Below are 20,785 nucleotides of genomic sequence, written 5' to 3'. Positions count from 1 at the left end.
GTCAGTTCCCTCGCGGCGCGCGGTTGCCGAGGTCGTCGACGAAGACGCGCTGCATCATGTGCCAGTCCTCGGTGCGCTCGACGATCGCCGTCGACAACGCATCGACGCACTGCTGCGTGGCCGCGAGGACGTCGGCGCGCATGTCCGGCGACGAACCGGCATCGACAGGGTCGTGGAAGCGGATCTCGATGCCTCGCATCGCGCGACCCCTCGGAGGGTCGTAGGCGATCGTGACGGGGTACAGGCGAGCACCCGTGCGTCGGGCCAGAATCGCGGGCCCGGCGGCGACCCGCGCGTCGTGTCCGGCGAGCTTCACGGTGACGCCACGCTGCGTGAGGTCACGGTCCGACAGCAGCGGCGCAAAGGCGCCCGGCACCCGCAGCGCCGCCTCGACCTGACCCATGACGTCGACGCCCTGCGTCAACGGGATAATCGTCATGCCGAGGCCCTCACGGAACTCGAGGAACGCGCGGAAGAGCTCGTCGGGTTCGAGACGTTCGGCAACGGTCGTGACGTGCGCGAGCTCGGTGGCGGACCATGCGCCGGCGAGATCCCAGTTACCGAGGTGGCCGAGGTAGAGGACGATCGACTCCCCCGCCGCAAGGTCCGCCCGCACCTGGTCGATGGCACCGGTGGTGCGCACGAGCGAGCGCAGATCGTCATGCGAGAGCGACTGGAGGCGGAACGCGTCGCACCAGTAACGGAAGTAGGAGCGCAGGCCCTCACGGGTGAGGTCGTCCAGGGCTGCGGCGTCGAGTTCCGGGCGGACCCGGGCGTAGTTCGAGCGCATCCGCTCGACGTCCTTGCCGCCGCGACGGTGAAGGACGTCCGCGATCTTCTCAAAGAGCGCGTACGCAGCCGGCTCGGGCAGGGCGCGCACGGCACGCCATCCGGCCTTGAAGGCGAGAACGGTGGCGGCGTCCTGCGCTCGCTTACGGGAGAGAGCGGGCCGAGCCATCACTTCGCGAGAGCCTTGCCGAGCGCCTGGCCACGCACCATGAGCATGCGCTGCAGCACGGTAATGAAGGAGGCGACTGCGAGCAGGGCGAGGACGATCGTCAGGACGATGTACGGCAGGTCGAACAGGCCCGTGAGGCCGGTGGTGACGAGAACCGCGACGAGACGGTCCGCGCGTTCGGCGATGCCGACGTTCGCCTCCATGCCGAGGCCTTCGGCGCGAGCCTTCGCGTACGAGACGACGGAACCGAGCACGAGGCAGGCGAGCGCGAGGCAGGCCATGAGGAAGTTGTCGCCCTGGCCGGCGAAGTAGAGCACGAGGCCACCGAAGATGGCGGCGTCACCGACGCGGTCGAGCGTGGAGTCGAGGTAGGCGCCCCACACCGACGAGCGACCCGACAGGCGGGCCATGTTGCCGTCGAGCATGTCGGAGAAGACGAAGGCCGTGATGAACAGCGTGCCGACGAGGAACTCGCCGCGCGGGTAGAACCACAGCGCGCCGAACGAGACACCGAGCGTGCCGACGATCGTGACGACGTCAGGGCTGATGCCGAGGCGCAGGAGCAGCTGCGCCAGGGGGCGGAAGATCGCGGAGAAGAAGGCGCGCGCGTACTTGTTCAGCATGGTGACTCAACTGTAGCGGTTCGATACGTCGAGCCGAGGTGCGCGCCGCGCCGGACGAGTCACATCTCACCCCGCGTTCACGAGCCGCACGCCCCGCGAGGTCGAGGCCGTCAGTCGGTTGGCCAGGACGCCGCGATGCGCTGACGGCTGTCCTCGAGAAGCACCGGGAGAGCCTTCGTCTGGCCGACGATCGGCATGAAGTTCATGTCGCCACCCCAGCGGGGCACGATGTGCTGATGCAGGTGCGCAGCCACGCCGGCGCCCGCGACATCGCCCTGGTTCATGCCGAGGTTGAATCCGGCCGGGTTCGACGCCGCCTTGAGCGCGCGAATGCCCTGCTTCGTCAGCTTCGTGAACTCCTCGGTCTCCGCGTCCGTGAGGTCGATGTAGTGCGGCACGTGACGGTAGGGGCACACGAGCAGGTGGCCCGGGTTGTACGGGAAGAGGTTCATCACGACGAAGCAGTGCTCACCGCGGTGCACGATGAGGCCCTCGGCGTCGTCCTTGCCCGGCGCCGCGCAGAACGGACAGCCGTCGCCGGCGTCCCTCGAGGGGCGGTCGGCCTCGATGTAGGCCATGCGGTGAGGCGTCCACAGTCGGCCGAACCCGTCGGGCTCCCCCGCGAAGTCGTGCTCGGACTCGGCGTGCTCGGGAGTGAAGTCCTCGTTCTGCGTGACCATGCGCCCCATCCTAGGGAAACCCGCGCGCCGGGTCAGACCGGAGCGATCTCGGCGAGTTTCTCCACGAGCCGCTCGTCGCTCGCAGCGCCCGCGTGGGCCAGGCCGCCCACGCGCTCTGCCACTTTCTGTGCGACGGCTGCGGCATCGCCTTCACCCACGACGGCGACGGCGCTCGCGAGTCCGCCGAGGCCGCTTGCGGCGTCCTCGAGGTCGAGCCAGTCGTCGTCGGTGAGTTCCGCTGTCACACCCGCCCACACGACGCCCGCGGCCATGACGCCACGTTCGGCCAGCGATCCGACGCTCTCGCGCGGCAGCGAGCCGTCCTCACCGAGGTAGAGCACGACGGCGTTCGCCGCCGGCTTCGACGGGCAGGCGATGCAGCGCTCGCGCTGGTCGAGGGCCCAGATGATGTCGCTCATCGCTGCTCCTTCGTGGCCGCGAACGGTGCGTCGCGGTGCATGTGTCGCTCCTCCGGGGCACCGAATCCGAGACGCTCGTACAACGGGCGCGCCTTCGGACGCGTGTTGAGCAGCATCCGCTCGACGCCGCGCGCGTCCGCCCAGGCGTCGACGGTGCGGAGCATGCGTTCGCCGAGTCCCGCGCCACGCTCGTCGGGCACGACGAAGACGAACGCGACGTACAACCACGGCTTGGCGCCGCGCGCGAGCGTCGGCATCCGGTGGACGAGGGCGCACTGCACGATGCCGACGACGGTGCCGTCGGAACGGGTGGCGATCCACGTGGGTACCTCGTCGAAGGCCGAGAGGAAGTCGTCCGCGTACTCGGTCACGAAACCGGCCCGATTCGGGTGCCCCTCCTCGAGGTCCGAGCGCAACCGAAGCGCTGCACAGGCGAAGGCGTCGTCACGCCTGGCCCGGGCGATGGTGATCGTCATGGCGCCAGTCAACCACGGCTTGACCCTTCGGCAAACGCCCCGCGCCGCACGGCAAACCACGATGTGAGACACGAGTCCCGCCCCTCGATACCGCCCGGGATATCCTCGGACCAGGTCACGAGCGCCAGCGTCAAACCCCGGTTTGCTGGCCGGCAACCCTCCCACCGCGGCGGGGTGCTCCGGGTGACGACCTGGCCCGGCGTCGGATACGCCCGGGCAAGCGCGGAAGCAGAGCTTCCGGCGCACCCCGCGTGCGAGGTTCGCGCACGGGTAGCGACCTTTCGAGGAGTTGTCATGAGCGCTCAGGACTGGGCTTTCGAGACCAAGCAGATCCACGCCGGCCAGGTGCCGGACGGGGACACCGGATCGCGCGCGCTGCCGATCTACCAGACGACCTCGTTCGTCTTCGACTCCGCCGAGACGGCGGCCAACCGCTTCGGCCTGTCCGACCTCGGCCCCATCTACACCCGCATCGGCAACCCGACGTCGCAGGCCGTCGAGGAGCGCATCGCGGCGCTCGAGGGTGGCGTCGGCGCCCTGCTGCTGGCCTCCGGCCAGGCCGCGACGACGTTCGCCATCCTCAACGTCGCGCAGGCAGGCGACCACGTCGTCGCGTCGGCCGCTCTCTACGGCGGTACGTACAACCTGCTCAAGTACACGCTCAAGCGTCTCGGTGTGGAGACCACCTTCGTCGAGGACATCGGTGACCTCGACGCGTGGAAGAACGCCATCCGACCGAACACCAAGCTCCTCTTCGGTGAGACGCTGAGCAACCCCGACCAGAAGGTCCTCGACGTCGCGGGTGTTGCCGCTGTCGCCCACGACGCCGGCCTGCCGCTGTTCGTCGACAACACCGTCGCGACGCCGTACCTGCTGCGCCCGATCGAGCACGGCGCGGACGTCGTCATCCACTCGGCGACGAAGTACCTCGGCGGCCACGGCACGTCGATCGCCGGCGTGCTCGTGGACGCCGGAACGTTCGACTACGCCAAGGAGCCGGAGAAGTTCCCGCAGTTCAACGAGCCGAGCGAGAGCTACCACGGCCTCGTCTTCGCCCGCGATCTCGGCGTCGGTTCGGCGCTCGGCGCGAACCTCGCATTCATTCTCAAGGCGCGCGTCGAACTGCTGCGCGACCTCGGCTCCGCCGTGTCGCCGTTCAACGCCTTCCTCATCGCCCAGGGCCTCGAGACGCTGTCGCTGCGCGTCGAGCGTCACGTGGAGAACGCTAAGAAGGTCGTCGCTTACCTGAGCGAGCACGCGCAGGTCGAAAAGGTCTTCTACGCCTCGAAGGACGACAGCCCGTACAAGGAGCTGGCCGACCGCTACCTGCCCACCGGTTCCGGTGCAGTGTTCTCCTTCGAGATCGCCGGCGGCATCGACGCGGGCAAGGCGTTCGTCGACGCCCTCGAGCTGCACTCGCACGTGGCCAACATCGGTGACGTCCGCTCGCTCGCCATCCACCCGGCGACGACGACGCACAGCCAGGGCAGTGACGACGACCGCCGCGGCGCCGGCGTCACGCCCGGCCTCGTGCGCCTGTCGGTCGGCATCGAGAACGCGAACGACATCATCGCCGACCTCGACAAGGGCTTCGCAGCCGCGAAGGCTGCCTCCGCCTGATCGCCCGCACCGCGGAGACTACGACGAAGCCGCCACCCCAAATCGGGGCGGCGGCTTCGTCGTATGTGGATCAGGCCTCGGCAGGTGCCTCGGCCGCCGTGGGCGACGTGTTGTTGCGCGAGGCGATGTACGCGGCGATCTCGGCCACGGCCTCGTCGACCGGCACGCCGTTCTTCTGCGAGCCGTCGCGGTAACGGAAGCTCACGGCTCCGTTGTCGCGGTCCTCCTCGCCGGCGATGAGGATGAACGGCGCTTTCGACTTCGAGGCGTTGCGGATCTTCTTCGGGAAGCGGTCGTCGCTCGTGTCGATCTCGACGCGTACGCCGGCCCGACGCAGCTTCTCACCCACCTCGCCGAGGTAGTCGTAGTACTCCTCCGCGACCGGAACCCCGAGCACCTGAACCGGTGCGAGCCACGCCGGGAACTGCCCCGCGTAGTGCTCGAGGAGCACACCAAGGAAGCGCTCGATCGAACCGAACTTCGCCGAGTGGATCATGACCGGCTGCTGACGCGTGCCGTCCTGAGCCTGGAACTCGAGGCCGAAGCGCTCGGGCATGTTGAAGTCGTACTGGATCGTCGACATCTGCCACGTACGGCCGATGGCGTCACGTGCCTGCACGGAGATCTTCGGGCCGTAGAAGGCTGCGCCGCCCGGGTCGGGCACGAGCTCGAGGCCCGAGGCGTTCGCGACGTCGGCGAGCACCTGCGTCGCGACCTCCCACTGCTCGTCGGTGCCGATGAACTTGTCCTTCTTGTCGCCGGCCTCGTCACGCGTCGACAGCTCGAGGTAGAAGTCGTTCAGCCCGAAGTCACGCAGCAGCCCGAGGATGAAGTCGAGCAGGTGCTTGATCTCGCCCGGCGCCTGCTCCGGCGTCACGTAGGAGTGGGAGTCGTCCTGGGTGATCATGCGCACGCGCGTGAGGCCCGAGAGAACGCCGGACTTCTCGTCGCGGTAGACCGTGCCGAACTCGAAGAAGCGCAGCGGCAGCTCGCGGTAGGAGCGTCCGCGCGAACGGAAGATCTCGTTGTGCATCGGGCAGTTCATCGCCTTGAGGCGGTACTTCTGCCCGTCGAGGTCCAGCGGCGGGAACATGCCGTCGGCGTAGTAGGGCAGGTGACCCGAGGTGTAGAAGAGGTCTTCCTTCGACACGTGCGGCGTGCCGACGTAGCTGAAGCCCTCTTCGATGTGGCGACGGCGGACGTAGTCCTCCATCTCGCGCTTGATGATGCCGCCCTTGGGGTGGAACACGGGCAGGCCGGGGCCGATGTTCTCGGGGAAGCTGAACAGATCCATCTCCGCGCCGAGCTTGCGGTGGTCGCGCTTCTCGGCCTCGGCGAGGCGCTCGAGGTAGGCCTTGAGCTCGTCCTTCGTGGGCCACGCGGTGCCGTAGACGCGCTGCAGCTGCGGGTTCTTCTCGCTGCCGCGCCAGTAGGCCGCAGCTGAACGCATCAGCTTGAACGCGTTGCCGAGCACCTTCGTCGACGGCACGTGCGGGCCGCGGCACAGATCGCCCCAGGCGACGCTGCCGTCACGACGCACGTTGTCGTAGATCGTCAGTTCGCCGCCGCCGACCTCGGCCTCGGCGCCCTCGGCAGCATCGGCCGCGTTGCCCTTGAGACCGATGAGCTCGCACTTGTACGGCTCGTCCTTGAGCTCCTCGAGGCCCTCGGCGTCGGTGATGACGCGACGACGGAAGGTCTGGCCCTCGTTGACGATCTTGAGCATCGCCTTCTCGAGCTTCTTGAGGTCGTCGGGGGTGAACGCCTCGGCGACGTCGAAGTCGTAGTAGAACCCGTCGGTGATGGGCGGACCGATGCCGAGCTTGGCGTCGGGGTTGGCCTGCTGCACGGCCTGGGCGAGCACGTGTGCGGCAGAGTGACGCAGCACGGCGAGGCCCTCGGGCTCCTGTGCCGTGACGGGCTCGACGACGGCGCTGGCCGGCACCTCGCGGTGCAGATCCCACAGGTCGCCGTCGACCCGCATGACGAGGACGGCCTTGTCGTCGCCGAACAGGTCCGTGCCCGTCGTCCCGGCCTCCACCTCGCGCTGGGCACCGGCGACGGTCAGGGTGATCTGTTCGGACACGGGAGGTCTCCTTGGAAGTCGGGATGGTGGCGCACCTGCGCCGACCCGATGCAAGGTTACCGGCTCCCCGAAGTGCCGGGCGAGCCGGTTTGCCGCGCGATCAGAGGCTGTTGACGATGACGGCGGCGAGGCCGCTCGCCACGAGGACCAGGACGACGAGGACCGCGACGAGGAACGTCGACATGCCACCGCCGCTCGGCGCGGGACGCGGCGCCGGTCTGGCGCTGGCGACACGTGCAGGGGACGCCTGATGCGCGCGCGGCGGGGCACTGGGTCGCGACGGCGCCGGTGCGGGGCGTCCGGAGCCGCCGGCCGCAGCACGACGGCGTTCCTTCTTGATAGCGGCGATCCATTCGCCCGCCGACGGCGGACGCTCGGCAGGGTCCTTGCGCAGCGCCCACCGAATAGCGGCGTCCACGCGCGGCGTCACCCCGTCGACGCGTCCGACGAGCGACGGGGCCTTCGCGTGGCGGTGGGCCTGGCGCAGCTCCTCCAGTTCCCGCCCCGCGAAGGGCGGTTCACCCGTGAGCGCGTAGTAGAGGACGCAGCCGAGGGCGTAGACGTCCACCGCGGGCCCGTCCTCGGATGATGCGGTGAAGCGCTCGGGCGCCATGTAGGCCCACGACCCGAGAATTTGGGAACCGGCGGCTACCTTGTGCCGGTCGACGACGGCGATGCCGAAGTCGGCGAGGTAGACGAATCCCTTGCGGTCGACGAGGAGGTTGGCGGGCTTCACGTCGCGGTGGACGACGCCCGCGGCGTGCGCGTCGTCGAGGGCCGAGGCAGCCTGCTCGACGATCTCGATGGCCGTACCGAGCGATGCCGGCCCGAACTGCCGCACGACGCCCGAGAGGGAGTGCCCGTCGACGTAACGCATGTCGAGGTAGGCCTGGTCGTCGATCTCGCCGTAGTTGTGGATCGGCACGATGTGCGGCGAGTTCATACGCCCCACGAGGTCGGCCTCGCGGCGGAAGAGCTTGAGGTAGTCGGCCTCGTCGGCCTCCTGGTCGGCAATCACCTTGAGCGCGACGACACGGTCGTAGCGCGTGTCGCGGGCCCGCCAGACACGCCCCATGCCGCCCTGCCCGATGACGTCGAGCAGTTCGTACGGTCCTAGGTGTTGCACGCGGACACCTCCCCTTTCTCGCGGCGAGGCCAACCTTACGGTCTCGTCCTGCTTCGCCTCGCGTGTACGCGCCGAACGCCGGGTCACCCCCTACTTGCGGGTGACCCGGCGTTCGCTTCGACTCGTTCGCGGGTCAGTCGGTTCCGAACTCCATCGCCGCTTCGTCGAGGGCGATCGCCTCGGCGTCCGCGTTGGGGTTGGACGCGATCTGCTTCGCGCCGCCCGGCTCGAGTTGGCCGACGAGGTCGGTCTGCGCGCGGCCCAGGCCGCCCGAGGCGGCGTAGAACTCGAGCTTCTCGCGGGTGTCGGCGATGTCGAGGTTGCGCATCGTGAGCTGACCGATGCGGTCGACGGGACCGAACGCCGCGTTCTCGGTGCGCTCCATCGACAGCTTCTCCGGGTGGTAGCTGAAGTTCTCGCCGACGGTGTTGACGATGGAGTAGTCCTCACCGCGACGCAGGCGCAGCGTCACCTCACCGGTGACGGCGGTGGCGACCCAGCGCAGCAGACCCTCGCGGATCATGAGCGACTGCGGGTCGAACCAACGACCTTCGTAGAGCAGGCGGCCGAGGCGACGACCGTCGTTGTGGTACGCAGCGATGGTGTCCTCGTTGTGCACGGCGTTGAGCAGTCGCTCGAAGGCCGTGAAGATGAGCGCCATACCGGGGGCTTCGTAGATGCCGCGCGACTTGGCCTCGATGATGCGGTTCTCGATCTGGTCGCTCATACCGAGGCCGTGACGACCACCGACGGCGTTGGCTTCCTGGAACAGCGCGACGACGTCGCCGCCGAAGTCGTCGCCGTTGATGGCGACGGGCAGGCCGCGTTCGAAGCGAACGGTGACGTCCTCGGTCTCGATCTCGACGGACGGATCCCAGTGGGCCACACCCATGATCGGCGAGACGATCTCCATCGACTCGTCGAGGTGCTCGAGGGTCTTGGCCTCATGCGTGGCGCCGAGGATGTTGGCGTCCGTGGAGTAGGCCTTCTCGGCCGAGTCGCGGTAGGGCAGACCGTGCTCGGTGAGCCACTCGGACATCTCCTGACGGCCACCGAGCTCGGTGACGAAGTCGGCGTCCAGCCACGGCTTGTAGATGCGCAGCCCCGGGTTCGCGAGCAGACCGTAGCGGTAGAAACGCTCGATGTCGTTGCCCTTGAAGGTGGAGCCGTCACCCCAGATGGAGACACCGTCCTCCTGCATGGCGCGCACGAGGAGCGTGCCCGTCACGGCGCGGCCCAGCGGCGTCGTGTTGAAGTAGGTGCGACCGCCCGAGCGGATGTGGAAGGCACCGCACGCGATGGCGGCAAGACCCTCCTCGACGAGGGCCTTCTTGCAGTCGACGAGACGCGAGAGCTCGGCACCGTACTGCCCGGCGCGGCCGGGGATGCCCTCGATGTCGTCCTCGTCGTACTGGCCGAGGTCGGCCGTGTAGGTGCAGGGAACGGCGCCCTTGTCGCGCATCCACGCCACAGCGACGGACGTGTCGAGGCCACCGGAGAACGCGATGCCGACGCGCTCGCCGGTCGGCAGTGAAGTCAGAACCTTGGACATGCCGCCGACTCTATCGGCCCAATGACTAGTTATGCAAAACGATCGCATACCTACTCATTCGCGCGTTCCAGACTATCGGGGGCGCCGGCGCTTGCGGGCATGATGGGGGCATGGATACCGCTGCGGGACAGGCCGGAACGAGCTTCGACGCGGTCGTCCTCGTCGGCGGCCGCGGTTCGCGTCTCGGCGGCGTCGACAAGGCCGCTCTCGACCTCGGAGGGCACCCACTCGTCGACGCCTCGCTGAACGCTGCTCGGGGCGCGCGGACGCTCGTCGTCGTCGGTCGAACCTCGGCGCCACTCCCCTCACGCGCGGTCCTCACCCAGGAGGAACCGGCCGGATCGGGCCCCGCAGCCGGGTTCGCCCGAGGCCTGACATCGATTACCGACCCGGCCTCCTGGACACTGCTCCTTGGCTGCGACGTGCCGGGGGCTGGCGACGCGGTGCGTCGCCTGCTCAACGCCAGCGCCGCTGGTGCCGTCGCTGATGTTGACGGGTTCGTCCTCACCGACGCCGACGGGCGCGCGCAGTGGATGCTCGGGCTCTACCGGACAGCCTCGGTTCGGGTCGCCGTCGACGCTTCCGCCGCGACGAACCTCTCGATGCGTACGCTGTTCGCCGGGCTCGACCTCGTCCGCGTGCCCCCGGCCGGCAGAGAGTGGCACGACGTCGACACGTGGGCCGACCACGCCGCCTGGACCGAACACCTCGACCCGCAGCGGCCGGCCTGACTCCCGTCCCGATGTCGCGGCGGTCGCTTGGGCCGACTCTCCTGCGCTTGGGCCGACTCGGCCTCGGCCCAACCGCGTCGAAGTCTGCCCACCGGGATGACGACAGTGCGCTGACATCATGGTGACCCATGAGCACCCACCCCGAGCAGTGGACCCGCTGGGTCGAGAAGGCCTGCACCGCGCTGGACCTCGACCCGGCAGATATCGACATCGATCTCGTCCACGAGCTGTCGAAGAACGTCTCGCACGAGGTGACGCGGCCACTGGCGCCGGTCTCGAGCTACCTCCTCGGCATCGCCGTCGGGCGACGCCTCGAGCGGGGCGAGCCCGTGGACGCCGCGGCTCAGCGCGAAATCGCGGACCGGGTTCCGCTCACCGACTGACGTCGTGCGCTGATCGACTCAGCCGCCGATGGCACTCATCGGGCGTGGCGGCTGCAGGAAGCCTGGCTCGTTGATGCCGTGTCCGGGCAGCTTGCTTGCGAGGCACTCGTGGATCTTCGCGGTGATGTCGTCGTCGCTCGCGCCGGAGCGCAGGATGTCGCGCAGGTTCGTCTCCGTGCGCGAGAACAGGCACGAGCGCAGCTGGCCGTCGGAGGTGAGGCGCAGGCGGTCGCACGCCCCGCAGAACGGCATGGTGACGCTCGCGACGACGCCGACGCGGGCGGGTCCGCCGTCGACCTCGAACAGTTCGGCCGGTGCGGCACCGCGGCCAGGCACCTCCGTGAGCGTGTGGTGCGCGCGCAGGGCATCGAGGATCTCGGCGCCCGTGATCATCTCGGTCCGCGACCAGATGTGCCCGCCGTCGAGCGGCATCTGCTCGATGAAGCGCAGTTCGTAGCCTTCACGGATCGCCCACTCGAGCAGGTCGTTCGCTTCGTCGTCGTTCTCACTGCGCAGCAGCACGGTGTTGACCTTGATCGGCTCGAAACCGGTAGCGCGGGCGGCGTCGAGACCGGCCATGACGTCGTCAAAGCGGCCCCGACGGGTCATCGTCTTGAAGCGCTCCGGGTCGAGGGTGTCGAGGCTGACGTTGAGCCGCGCAAGTCCCGCTTCCCGAAGCGGTTCCGCGAGACGGGCAAGGCCGATGCCGTTCGTCGTCATCGAGATCTCGGGGTGCCCCTCCGGCCCCTCGAGTGCCGCGAGACCTTCGACGATGGCGACGATGTCGGGGCGCAGAAGCGGCTCTCCCCCGGTGAGCCGGATCTCGGCGATGCCGGCCTCCACCGCAACGCGCGCGATGGTGAGCATCTCCTCGAGGGTGAGCAGCGTCGGTTTCGGTGCGAGCGGCACACCGTCCGCCGGCATGCAGTAGGTGCAGCGCAGGTTGCACTTGTCCGTGAGCGAGATGCGCAGGTCGCGGTGGACGCGTCCGAAGGAATCGACCAGCCCGTGGGTCATGTCAGGCCCGACCAGACGTCGTCGCCGTCGGTGTTGTACTGGTGCTTCCAGATCGGCAGGGAGCGCTTCACCTCTTCGACGAGTTCGTTGCACAGCGCGAACGCCAGGGCCCGGTGCGGTGACGACACCGCTGCGACGATCGCGATGTCCCCGACGCCGAGGCGTCCGACCCGGTGCGTGACGGCGATGCGGGCGACACCGTCAGGGTCGAGCCGCGCGGCTACGTCGGACGCGATGTGCGCCATCGTCTCGCTGGCGCTGGGGTGGGCCGAGTAGTCGAGGTGCGTGACCTCACCGTCGATCTGCGGGTCGTGGTTGCGGACCGCTCCGACGAAGCTCGCGGTGGCTCCCTGACGGGCGTCCTCTACGGCGTCTAGGTGGGCCTGCAGATCGAGCGGCGCGTCGACGACGTCGGCGATGAGGACCGGCATCAGCGCCCGCCGCCAAAGATGCTCGAACGGTGACAACGCATTGCGTCAGGCTATCCCAGCCAGTTCAACGCCCGGTGGCCCACACCTGGGTAAGCGATGGGTACCAAAAACGCGGAACCCGAAGGATTCCGCGTTATCTATGGTGGATGTAAAGGGACTCGAACCCCTGACCTCTCGCGTGTGAAGCGAACGCTCTAACCAACTGAGCTATACATCCGAGGTGGTGCGCGGGAAACATTAGTCGAACTCCTGCCCGACACCAAACCGGCCACGGGCCGCTCAGCCCAGGCCGGGCACCTTCGCGAGGAGGTCCTTGGCGAAGTCCGGGAACCAACCCGGCACGCCGGACACGGCGAACATCGCCCAGAAGATGGCCAGGACGAGCGCGAACGTCAGCAGGCCCGCGATGGCCTTGGCCCACCAGCCCTTCTCTTCGAGCCAGTCCCACCAGGCCTCGACGGTGCCACGCACCCACTTGAGCAGGTTCTGGGCCCACTCGAACTCACTCGCCCAGATACCCAGCCCGATGAAGATGATGACCCAGCCGGGCCCCGGGAACGGCAGCAGGATGATGCCGATGAGGACGACGATGAGACCGAAGATGGCCACCGCCATCCGGTAGATCTGCGCGCTTCGCGGGTTGGCGCGGATGCGTCGTCGCCACTCCCAGCGATCGCGATCGCCTCCGTCGACGGGCGTCGCCCCGTGTGCCTGCTCCTCGTGCATGGCAAGGAAGCCTACGAGGCGCAGCGCCTTCGTGCACCTTGACGGGTGAACAGCGTGTCAGGCGAGGAGCTCGTCCTGACGCTCGGAGAACACCTCGGCAAGTCGTGCGGTGACGCGGCCCGGCGTGCCCTCCTCGCTCAACTGCCGTTCGTTGATGGCGTGAATCCCCTGCACGTTTCGCGTCGAGGACGTGAGGAACGCCTCATCGCATTCCGTGAGGACATCGAAGCTCAGCGGCTTCTCGACGATCTCGATGCCGGCCTCACGGCCCCAGCGGATGGCGAGGTCACGGGTGATGCCTGCGAGGGGGCCGTCCTCGAGCGGCGGCGTGACGACGCGCTCCCCCAGCACGACGAAAATGTTGGAGCCCGTGCCCTCACACAGGTTCCCGAGGGTGTTCGCGAAGATCGCCTCGCTGCCACCGTTCTGCTTCGCGGCGGCCAGTGCGACGACGTTCTCTGCGTACGAGGTCGTCTTGAGTCCGGCGACCGCCGAGTTCTCGTTTCGCGTCCAACGCACGGTCGCGACCTTGGTCGTCGGCGCCGGGCGCGGTACGGCGGAAGCGGTGACGATGTGGGTCGGCGGGGCATCGCCGCGGTCGGAACCGAGCGGCCCGACGCCGCCCGTCACCGTGTAGCGCAGACGCCCGAAATCGATCTGGTCACCTTCGAGCACGGCGGCGATGCCGTCGTCGACCTTGGCTCGGTCGAGCTTGGGCAGCCCCAGGCCGGCGAGCGAGCGGTCCATGCGGTCGTGGTGCATCTCCAGCGCGAAGACACGGCCGTTCTCCACCTTGGCGGTCTCGAAGACGCCGTCCCCGACCGTCACGCCGTGATCGATCGGCGAGATGGCGGCACCGTCGTCAACGCGTCGACCTTCGACCCAGATTCGGACGCTCATGCATTCCTCCCAGTGTGTCGGCCATCAGCGATGCCCAACAGTCGACGTGCCTTAAGTTCGGTCTCGTGCCACTCGGTGCCGGGGTCGGAATCCCAGGTGATTCCCGCACCCGCACCGAACGACACTCCACCAGAGACTATCGGCCCGGAGGCCGATTCGTTTCGGTGTATTTCGCGACCGTTCTCGCGCCAAAACGTCCGGATTGCGACGGCGAGTTCAGCCTGCCCGGTTGTGCCGTCAACCCACCCGATCGCGCCGCAGTAGGGGCCGCGCGGGGCGGTCTCCAGTTCGGCGATGACGTCCAGCGCACTGCTCTTCGGAGCGCCCGAGACCGACCCTGGCGGGAAGGTGGCGTCGAAGACCTCGGGCCAGCGGACACCGTCGCGCATCTGCCCACGCACGGTCGACACGAGATGAACGAGCCCCGGGTGGTGCTGGGCCTCGAGCAGACCGTCGACGCTGACCGTTCCCGGCCGACAGACGCGCTGCAGATCGTTGCGCACGAGGTCGGTGATCATGATGTTCTCCGTGGCGTCCTTCGCCAGCATGCGCTCGAGCGTCGAGGCGGTGCCCTTGATCGGTGCCGACGTCAGCGCGCTCCCCTCACGCGCCAGGAAGAGCTCGGGCGAGGCGCTTGCGATGTCGACGTGCCCCTCGACGTCGATGCGGCACGCGTAGGGCGCCGGATTATCGACGAGGAGGTCTGCGAAGAGGCGATCGAGATCGTCGCGTTCGGCACCGTCTGCGCCGTCCCGCTCGAGAACACGGCAGAGATTGACCTGGTAAACGCGACCCCGTGCGATGTCGTCCCGGATCGCAGCGACGCCGCGTTCGTATGCCCCGCGGTCGAGGCTCGTGCTCCAGGCGCCTTGCGCCACCGTCGATGCCTGGTGATCGGGCTCATCGCTTCCCAGTCGCGCCTCGAGAGCCCCTGCCCACGCGCGATCTTCGTGGTGGACGACGTGACGCAACCGCGCCGCCGTGACCCGGCCCTCGAAGGTGACGACGAGCGCATGAAACGCCGGCTCGTCCAGCACGGCGAGGTCGTCGTGGACGGACTCCACACCCCACGCACTCACCGTGCGGAACCGGGCGCGTTCGCCGTGCGCCTGCTCGATACCGTCCATCACGCCGCAAGGCTAGAACATACGAAAACACCCCCGGCGCTCGGCCGGGGGTGTTTCGAGGTGGTGGGCGATACTGGGTTTGAACCAGTGACCTCTTCCGTGTCAAGGAAGCGCGCTACCGCTGCGCCAATCGCCCGAGAACGGGATTGGAGCGGACAACCGGGCTCGAACCGGCGACCTCAACCTTGGCAAGGTTGCGCTCTACCAACTGAGCTATGTCCGCCTGTTTCCTCGACCTCGCGGTCTCGGCAACGACGAGAACGTTACCCGGTTCATCGATCGTTCACCAAATCGCGGATGTGCGCAGCGCTCAGGCGGCTTCGCTCACTCCTCGACGACGTGGATCGCCGACTCCTCGGCGCTCTCGTCACCGCCGGCGTAACCCTCGTCGGACGCGACGAGGTCCTTCTCCTCGTCCTCTCGTTCGCCCTCGTCCGGGGCGACGAGACGACCGGCCTCGCGTGCGTCCACCTCCTCCGAGACACCGTCGGGGTTGCCGTACGCGGAGTCGGGGTCGACGTCCGGCGTTTCCTCGGCCAGGCGCTCGTCGAGGGTCTCGGTGCCGCCGTGGTCGGCCCAGCGGGGCTGCTTCTCAGGGGCCGTGATGCCGGCGTCGAGGGCCTCTTCGTACTCGCGGCCGCTCATGTCGTCCGCCGCCGAAGCCTGGTCGGCGAATTCGCTCAGGGTGCCTTCGTCTTCGTGGTTAGTCATGGGGCCATCATGACAGGCGGCTCCGGCGAATCGACGTGGGAGCCGGACCGAAACGCGAACGATCCCCGCAGCGGAAGGGCTACGGGGATCGTCATCGAACTGGTGGGCGATACTGGGTTTGAACCAGTGACCTCTTCCGTGTCAAGGAAGCGCGCTACCGCTGCGCCAATCGCCCGAGGTGGAGACGGGATTTGAACCCGTGTAGACGGCTTTGCAGGCCGTTGCCTCGCCTCTCGGCCACTCCACCACGCGAGTAAAATCTCGCACGTGTCCAAGAAGACACAGAGCGGACAACCGGGCTCGAACCGGCGACCTCAACCTTGGCAAGGTTGCGCTCTACCAACTGAGCTATGTCCGCCTGAAGCTTCGCGCAGTGCGCGTCGCAACGAGGTGAAACTCTAACCCATCCCTGTCGCGGGCGCCAACTTGTCGCAGGCACAGGGGACTCGGCCCAGGGTAGGCACCGCCGTGGGCACGAGATCGACTCGTCCACCGCCCGCACTCACCGGCAGCTCAGGCCGAGCGACGCTCCGCGTCGTCCTGCGTTTCAGTGCCTGCGGCCTCGTCATGGGCACCGTCGGCCGCCGTGAGCCGCGCGGGGGTCCGCTCCCCCTCGGGACGCACGTGGCTCGCGCCGAGGGAGTCGAGGTCCTCCTGGTCGTACGGGCGATCACTCGTCTCGAGGACGCGGGAGCGGACCTTGGCCACCTGCTCCTCGATGAGGCCCTTCGTGCGCGCACGCACGCCCTTGGGCGCCGAGGCAACCGGCCACAGGCGCGCGACGGCCGAGTTGAGGGCCGCGCCGATGAGCACCGAGATCGCGAGGAAGTACAACCAGATGAGCACGATGATCGTCGCGGCGAGGGGCCCGTAGATCGAGATGCCGCCCACCGAAGCCGACAGCCAGTTACGCAGGAAGACCGAGATGACGACCCACGCGACGAGCGTGAAGGCGGCTCCGGGCAGGTCGCGCACCCACGGCGTCCGGATCGGCGTGGCGATGTAGTAGAGCGTCGCGAATGCCACGATCGTCAGACCGCCGACCACCGGCCAGTACAACGACAGAATGAACAGGAAGCCCGGCGGCAGGAGGCGTCCGAGCAGGTCCGGGCCGAGCACGATGAGCGGCAACACGACACCCATGACGAGCAGCGCGCAGAAATAGAGGGCGACCGAGAGCATGCGCGTCCGCACGATGCCGCGCTCCCCACCCTGGCCGTACATGATCGAGACGGTGTCGATGATGACGTTCACCATGCGCGAACCGGACCACAGCGAGATGAGGAACCCGATCGAGACGACATCGGGGCGGCCACCGTCGAGGGCGTCCTGCAGGGTCGGCATGAGGACGTTCTGCAATGCCTCGCCCGACAGCACGCTCGCCATGGACGCCTCGATGGAGCCGGTGATCTCGTCGACCGTGCGCCCACCGAGCGCCTGACCGACGTAACCCATGACGCCGAGCAGCCCGTAGACGAGGGGCGGGAACGACAACAGGGCGAAGAAGCCGGCCTCCGAGGCGAGACCCGTCACGCGGTAGCGCATGCACTGGCGCACGGTGACGAGCACGAGGCGGATGAGTGCGTAGAGGCCCGGCACACGGCGGGCCCAGGTGCGAGCGAACGTGCGGAATCGGGAGGGCTCCTCCACGACCGGTTGCTCACTCACGCCGCAAAATTAGCGACCCAACGGCCCGAATCCGTGCTGCCACGCCCGAGCGTCCACCCGAAAGTAGTCGAATCGAGGGTTGTCCCCTGCTCGTGGTTAGGTAAAGCCCATGGATATCTGGCCGGGCAAGCCCTACCCCCTCGGTGCCACGTTCGATGGCACCGGCGTCAACTTCGCGATCTTCTCCGAGGTCGCGGAGAAGATGTACCTCTGCCTCATCGACGAAGATCTCAATGAGCAGCGCATCGAACTGACTGAGGTCGACGGCCACGTCTGGCACGCCTACCTGCCCGGCGTTCAGCCCGGTCAGCGTTACGGCTACCGCGTCGAGGGCCCCTACTCCCCCGAGGACGGCCAGCGTTGCAACGTCAACAAGCTGCTGCTCGATCCCTACGCCAAGGCCATCGACGGCCAGATCGACGGCGACGAGTCGCTGTTCAGCTACTACTTCCTCTCACCGGAGAAGCGCAACGACGAGGACTCGCTCGGCCACACGATGTTGAGCGTCGTCATCAACCCGTACTTCGACTGGGGTCACGACCACCCGCCGCAGCACGAGTACCACGAGAGCGTCATCTACGAAGCCCACGTCAAGGGCCTGACGATGACGCACCCGGACGTGCCCGAGGAGATTCGTGGCACGTACGCCGCCATCGGTCACCCCGCGATCGTGGGCCATCTCGTCGACCTCGGCATCACGGCCATCGAGCTCATGCCCGTGCACCAGTTCGTGCAGGACACGACGCTGCAGGAGAAGGGCCTGACGAACTACTGGGGTTACAACACGATCGGCTTCCTCGCGCCGCACAACTCCTACTCGGCCTCGGGGTCGCGCGGCCAGCAGGTCACCGAGTTCAAGGCGATGGTCAAGGCCCTGCACGAGGCCGGCATCGAGGTCATCCTCGACGTCGTCTATAACCACACCGCCGAGGGCAACGAGAACGGCCCGACGCTCGGCTTCCGCGGTCTCGACAACGAGGCGTACTACCGCCTCGTCGACGACAACAAGGCGCACTACTTCGACACCACCGGCACGGGTAACTCGCTGCTCATGCGCAGCCCGCACGTGCTGCAGCTCATCATGGACTCGCTGCGCTACTGGGTGAACGAGATGCACGTCGACGGGTTCCGCTTCGACCTCGCCGCCACCCTTGCGCGTCAGTTCCACGAGGTCGACCGTCTGAGCGCGTTCTTCGACATCATCCAGCAGGACCCGGTGATCAGCCAGGTCAAGCTCATCGCCGAGCCGTGGGACGTCGGTGACGGCGGCTACCAGGTCGGTAACTTCCCGCCCCTGTGGACGGAGTGGAACGGCAAGTACCGCGACACCGTGCGCGACTACTGGCGCGGTGAACCGGGTTCACTCGGCGAGTTCGCCTCACGCCTCACGGGTTCGAGCGACCTGTACGCCCACTCGGGTCGCCGCCCGATCGCGTCGATCAACTTCGTCACGGCGCACGACGGCTTCACCATGCGCGACCTCGTGTCGTACAACGAGAAGCACAACGACGCCAACGGTGAGGACAACAACGACGGCGAGAGCCACAACCGGTCCTGGAACTGCGGCGTCGAGGGCGAGACAGACGACGAAGGCGTGCTCGCGCTGCGCGAGCGTCAGATCCGCAACCACCTCACGACGCTGCTCCTGTCGCAGGGTGTGCCGATGGTGCTGCACGGGGACGAGCTCGGCCGCACCCAGGACGGCAACAACAACACCTACTGCCAGGACAACGAGCTCTCCTGGATCGACTGGGATCTCGACGAGCGCCGCAGCTCACTGCTCGAGTTCACCAAGCAACTCATCGCGCTGCGCCGTGAGCACCCCTCGTTCCAGCGTCGTCGCTTCTTCGCCGGTGAGGCGCAGCACGGCGGACGCAGCGAGTGGGGGGACATCGTGTGGTTCCGCGCGAGCGGCGAGGAGATGCAGGACGAGGATTGGACCTCCGGCGCCGGCACCCTCATGGTCTACCTCAACGGCGACGCCATCCACACGAACGACGCCAAGGGTCAGCCGGTCGTCGACGACCACTTCCTCATGTTTTTCAACCCCGGACACGAGGAAGCGGAGTTCACCATTCCCGACGTCGTGCGCGAGGCGGACTGGAACTTCGCCATCACGAGCTCGCAGGACGACGAGCAGGAGGACAGCGAGTGGAACGAGGGCGAGAAGGTGAAGCTGCCGGCGCGCACCGTGGCCGTGCTGCAAGCACCCCGCGAAGCCGAGTGAGCGTTCGCTCGTCGAGCTGAACATGACGAAGGCCGTCACCGTCCACTTCGGGCGGCGACGGCCTTCGTCGTTTCGGCGCTGACCGGTGTCCGCCCTCAGAGCTGCGCGAGCGCGGCCTTCTGCTCCTCGACGTCGAACGTCGCCTCGGGCCACGTGAGGTCGAGCGAGCGCAGGTGCTCGAGAAGCAGCTGCTGCACGGCCAGGCGCGCATACCACTTGTTGTTCGCCGGAACGACGAACCAGGGCGCGATGTCCGTCGACGTGCGCTCGAGCACAGCCTGGTAGGCGTCCTGGTACTCCGGCCAGTAGGCGCGTTCCTTGAGGTCGCCAGGATTGAACTTGTAGAACTTCTCCGGGTTGTCGAGGCGCTCGGCCAGGCGCGCCTTCTGCTCGTCGGCGTCGATGTGGAGCATCACTTTGATGATCGTCGTGTTCTTGGCGACGGTCGACTCCTCGAACGCGTTGATCTGGCCGTAACGGCGCATCCAGACCGGGCGCGAGACGAGGTCGTGGACACGCACGATGAGCACGTCCTCGTACTGGCTGCGGTCGAAGACGCCGATGTAGCCGGGCTTCGGCAGAGCGTTGCGGATGCGCCAGAGGAACGGGTGAGCCTGCTCCTCCTTCGTCGGTGCCTTGAACGACGTGAGCTCAACGCCCTGCGGGTCGATGCTGCCGATGACGTGGCGCATGATGCCGCCCTTGCCCGAGGTGTCCATGCCCTGAACGACGAGGAGGACGCTCCGACCGTCGGGGTGACGCTCACTGGCGTAGAGACGCTCTTGCAGGTCGGCGAGTTCCTCGCCGGTCTTGCGCATGAGCTTCTCGGCCTTCTTCTGGTCGCCGTCGAACGCGGGGGTGCTGCTCGCGTCGAGGTCGGCCAGGGAGAAGCCGGGCGTCACCTTGAGCGCCGAGGTGAAGTCGCTCAGCTGCGCCTTGTGCTTCTTCTTCGACTTCTTCGTCGACTTGTCCTTGCCGACCTTCTTCGCGGCCTTGACTGCCTCGTCCTTCTTGGCCTTCTTCGCGGCTTCGGCGGCGGGCTTCGACGAGGCCTTCTTGGCGCTGCCCTTCTTCTTGGCAGGAGCCTTTTCGGCCTTCGCCTTGGCCTTCGCGGCCTTCTCCGATGCCTGATCGGCGACCTTCTTCTTGTCGCTCGAGGTCAGTTCGTCGTCACGCTTCTTCGACTTCGTGTCGGCGTCGGCGGACGCCTTGTCCTTGTTCTTGCCCATGGTTGTCATCATCACAGAACGCGACGTGTCGCGCTATGGTTCGGCGCTCAACCGGCGTCGTCCTCGTGCGGTGATTCGCCGACTCTCGTTCGCGC

The 20,785-nt window shown here is 67.6% G+C and carries 20 protein-coding genes, 6 tRNA genes and 1 riboswitch; of the genes, 4 read left to right on the top strand and 22 right to left on the bottom strand.

Annotated elements, in window-relative coordinates:
* Position 1: 1 nt before the first annotated feature.
* The 5 genes from AA983_RS07410 to AA983_RS07390 form a co-directional block, all read right to left on the bottom strand.
* Entirely contained in the window at positions 2-958 is a 957-nt protein-coding gene (locus tag AA983_RS07410) for a phosphatidylinositol mannoside acyltransferase (protein WP_047311562.1), read from the bottom strand.
* Positions 958-1,581, bottom strand: coding sequence for a phosphatidylinositol phosphate synthase (gene pgsA, locus AA983_RS07405; protein WP_047311561.1), 624 nt, complete (start codon positions 1,579-1,581; stop codon positions 958-960). Before pgsA ends, AA983_RS07410 begins: the two co-directional genes overlap by 1 nt.
* Before the next feature lie 110 nt (positions 1,582-1,691).
* Entirely contained in the window at positions 1,692-2,261 is a 570-nt protein-coding gene (locus AA983_RS07400; protein ID WP_047311560.1) for an HIT domain-containing protein, read from the bottom strand.
* 32 nt (positions 2,262-2,293) lie between these two features.
* Positions 2,294-2,680 (bottom strand): hypothetical protein, encoded by a 387-nt coding sequence (locus tag AA983_RS07395; protein ID WP_047311559.1) that lies wholly within the window; start codon positions 2,678-2,680, stop codon positions 2,294-2,296.
* Entirely contained in the window at positions 2,677-3,156 is a 480-nt protein-coding gene (locus AA983_RS07390) for a GNAT family N-acetyltransferase (RefSeq protein ID WP_052946976.1), read from the bottom strand. Before AA983_RS07390 ends, AA983_RS07395 begins: the two co-directional genes overlap by 4 nt.
* Before the next feature lie 113 nt (positions 3,157-3,269).
* Positions 3,270-3,385: riboswitch (SAM riboswitch) on the top strand.
* A gap of 65 nt (positions 3,386-3,450) precedes the next feature.
* On the opposite strand from AA983_RS07390, the gene AA983_RS07385 reads away from it, so the two are divergent.
* The gene (locus AA983_RS07385) at positions 3,451-4,776 is read left to right on the top strand and encodes a bifunctional o-acetylhomoserine/o-acetylserine sulfhydrylase (RefSeq protein ID WP_047311558.1); all 1,326 of its coding nucleotides are present in this window, start codon (positions 3,451-3,453) and stop codon (positions 4,774-4,776) included.
* A 70-nt stretch (positions 4,777-4,846) separates the two neighbouring features.
* Here AA983_RS07385 and thrS read toward each other — a convergent pair whose 3' ends face one another.
* From thrS to argG, 3 genes are all read right to left on the bottom strand, one after another.
* Positions 4,847-6,862 (bottom strand): threonine--tRNA ligase, encoded by a 2,016-nt coding sequence (gene thrS / locus AA983_RS07380; protein WP_047311557.1) that lies wholly within the window; start codon positions 6,860-6,862, stop codon positions 4,847-4,849.
* A 100-nt stretch (positions 6,863-6,962) separates the two neighbouring features.
* Positions 6,963-7,988 carry a serine/threonine-protein kinase gene (locus tag AA983_RS07375; RefSeq protein ID WP_052946975.1) on the bottom strand — a complete coding sequence of 342 codons (1,026 nt, stop codon included), beginning with the start codon at positions 7,986-7,988 and terminating at the stop codon, positions 6,963-6,965.
* A 133-nt stretch (positions 7,989-8,121) separates the two neighbouring features.
* The gene (gene argG, locus AA983_RS07370; RefSeq protein WP_047311556.1) at positions 8,122-9,540 is read right to left on the bottom strand and encodes an argininosuccinate synthase; all 1,419 of its coding nucleotides are present in this window, start codon (positions 9,538-9,540) and stop codon (positions 8,122-8,124) included.
* Positions 9,541-9,650: 110 nt separating this feature from the next.
* On the opposite strand from argG, the gene AA983_RS07365 reads away from it, so the two are divergent.
* Positions 9,651-10,271, top strand: a complete 621-nt coding sequence (locus tag AA983_RS07365) for a molybdenum cofactor guanylyltransferase (protein WP_047311555.1) — start codon at positions 9,651-9,653, stop codon at positions 10,269-10,271.
* 128 nt (positions 10,272-10,399) lie between these two features.
* Entirely contained in the window at positions 10,400-10,654 is a 255-nt protein-coding gene (locus tag AA983_RS07360) for a DUF6457 domain-containing protein (protein WP_047311554.1), read from the top strand.
* Positions 10,655-10,672: 18 nt separating this feature from the next.
* On the opposite strand, the gene moaA is transcribed toward AA983_RS07360, so the two are convergent.
* The 13 genes from moaA to AA983_RS07295 all read right to left on the bottom strand — a co-directional run bounded on the left by moaA (position 10,673) and on the right by AA983_RS07295 (position 17,234).
* Entirely contained in the window at positions 10,673-11,671 is a 999-nt protein-coding gene (gene moaA / locus AA983_RS07355) for a GTP 3',8-cyclase MoaA (protein ID WP_047311553.1), read from the bottom strand.
* Entirely contained in the window at positions 11,668-12,102 is a 435-nt protein-coding gene (locus AA983_RS07350) for a molybdenum cofactor biosynthesis protein MoaE (RefSeq protein WP_047311552.1), read from the bottom strand. The genes moaA and AA983_RS07350 overlap by 4 nt, the downstream gene beginning before the upstream one ends.
* Before the next feature lie 140 nt (positions 12,103-12,242).
* Positions 12,243-12,319: transfer RNA gene (locus AA983_RS07345), tRNA-Val, on the bottom strand.
* A 62-nt stretch (positions 12,320-12,381) separates the two neighbouring features.
* Positions 12,382-12,828 (bottom strand): TIGR02611 family protein, encoded by a 447-nt coding sequence (locus AA983_RS07340; protein WP_052946974.1) that lies wholly within the window; start codon positions 12,826-12,828, stop codon positions 12,382-12,384.
* 57 nt (positions 12,829-12,885) lie between these two features.
* Entirely contained in the window at positions 12,886-13,728 is an 843-nt protein-coding gene (locus tag AA983_RS07335) for an aminotransferase class IV (RefSeq protein WP_047311551.1), read from the bottom strand.
* Positions 13,725-14,855: a chorismate-binding protein gene (locus AA983_RS07330; protein ID WP_052946973.1), complete on the bottom strand. Its 1,131-nt coding sequence runs from the start codon at positions 14,853-14,855 to the stop codon at positions 13,725-13,727. Before AA983_RS07330 ends, AA983_RS07335 begins: the two co-directional genes overlap by 4 nt.
* A 61-nt stretch (positions 14,856-14,916) precedes the next feature.
* Positions 14,917-14,991, bottom strand: a tRNA-Val gene (locus AA983_RS07325).
* Between the two features lie 11 nt (positions 14,992-15,002).
* Positions 15,003-15,078: transfer RNA gene (locus AA983_RS07320), tRNA-Gly, on the bottom strand.
* 101 nt (positions 15,079-15,179) lie between these two features.
* On the bottom strand, positions 15,180-15,566 hold the full coding sequence (locus tag AA983_RS07315; RefSeq protein ID WP_047311550.1) for a DUF5709 domain-containing protein: 387 nt from the start codon (positions 15,564-15,566) through the stop codon (positions 15,180-15,182).
* Positions 15,567-15,666: 100 nt separating this feature from the next.
* Positions 15,667-15,741: transfer RNA gene (locus AA983_RS07310), tRNA-Val, on the bottom strand.
* A gap of 1 nt (position 15,742) precedes the next feature.
* A tRNA-Cys gene (locus AA983_RS07305) sits at positions 15,743-15,813 on the bottom strand.
* Positions 15,814-15,851: 38 nt separating this feature from the next.
* A tRNA-Gly gene (locus tag AA983_RS07300) sits at positions 15,852-15,924 on the bottom strand.
* Positions 15,925-16,079: 155 nt separating this feature from the next.
* A complete protein-coding gene (locus AA983_RS07295) occupies positions 16,080-17,234 on the bottom strand; it encodes a YihY/virulence factor BrkB family protein (RefSeq protein WP_082128785.1) in 1,155 nt (384 codons plus the stop codon).
* Positions 17,235-17,343: 109 nt separating this feature from the next.
* Here AA983_RS07295 and glgX point away from each other — a divergent pair, with 109 nt between their 5' ends.
* On the top strand, positions 17,344-19,461 hold the full coding sequence (gene glgX / locus AA983_RS07290) for a glycogen debranching protein GlgX (RefSeq protein ID WP_047311549.1): 2,118 nt from the start codon (positions 17,344-17,346) through the stop codon (positions 19,459-19,461).
* A gap of 95 nt (positions 19,462-19,556) precedes the next feature.
* Here glgX and AA983_RS07285 read toward each other — a convergent pair whose 3' ends face one another.
* Entirely contained in the window at positions 19,557-20,690 is a 1,134-nt protein-coding gene (locus AA983_RS07285) for a PPK2 family polyphosphate kinase (protein WP_047311548.1), read from the bottom strand.
* Positions 20,691-20,785: the final 95 nt, after the last annotated feature.

It is taken from the genome of Dermacoccus sp. PE3, from assembly GCF_001021715.1.
GTDB classification, from domain to species: Bacteria; Actinomycetota; Actinomycetes; order Actinomycetales; family Dermatophilaceae; genus Dermacoccus; species Dermacoccus abyssi.
This window is presented reverse-complemented; position numbering and strand designations above follow the sequence as displayed.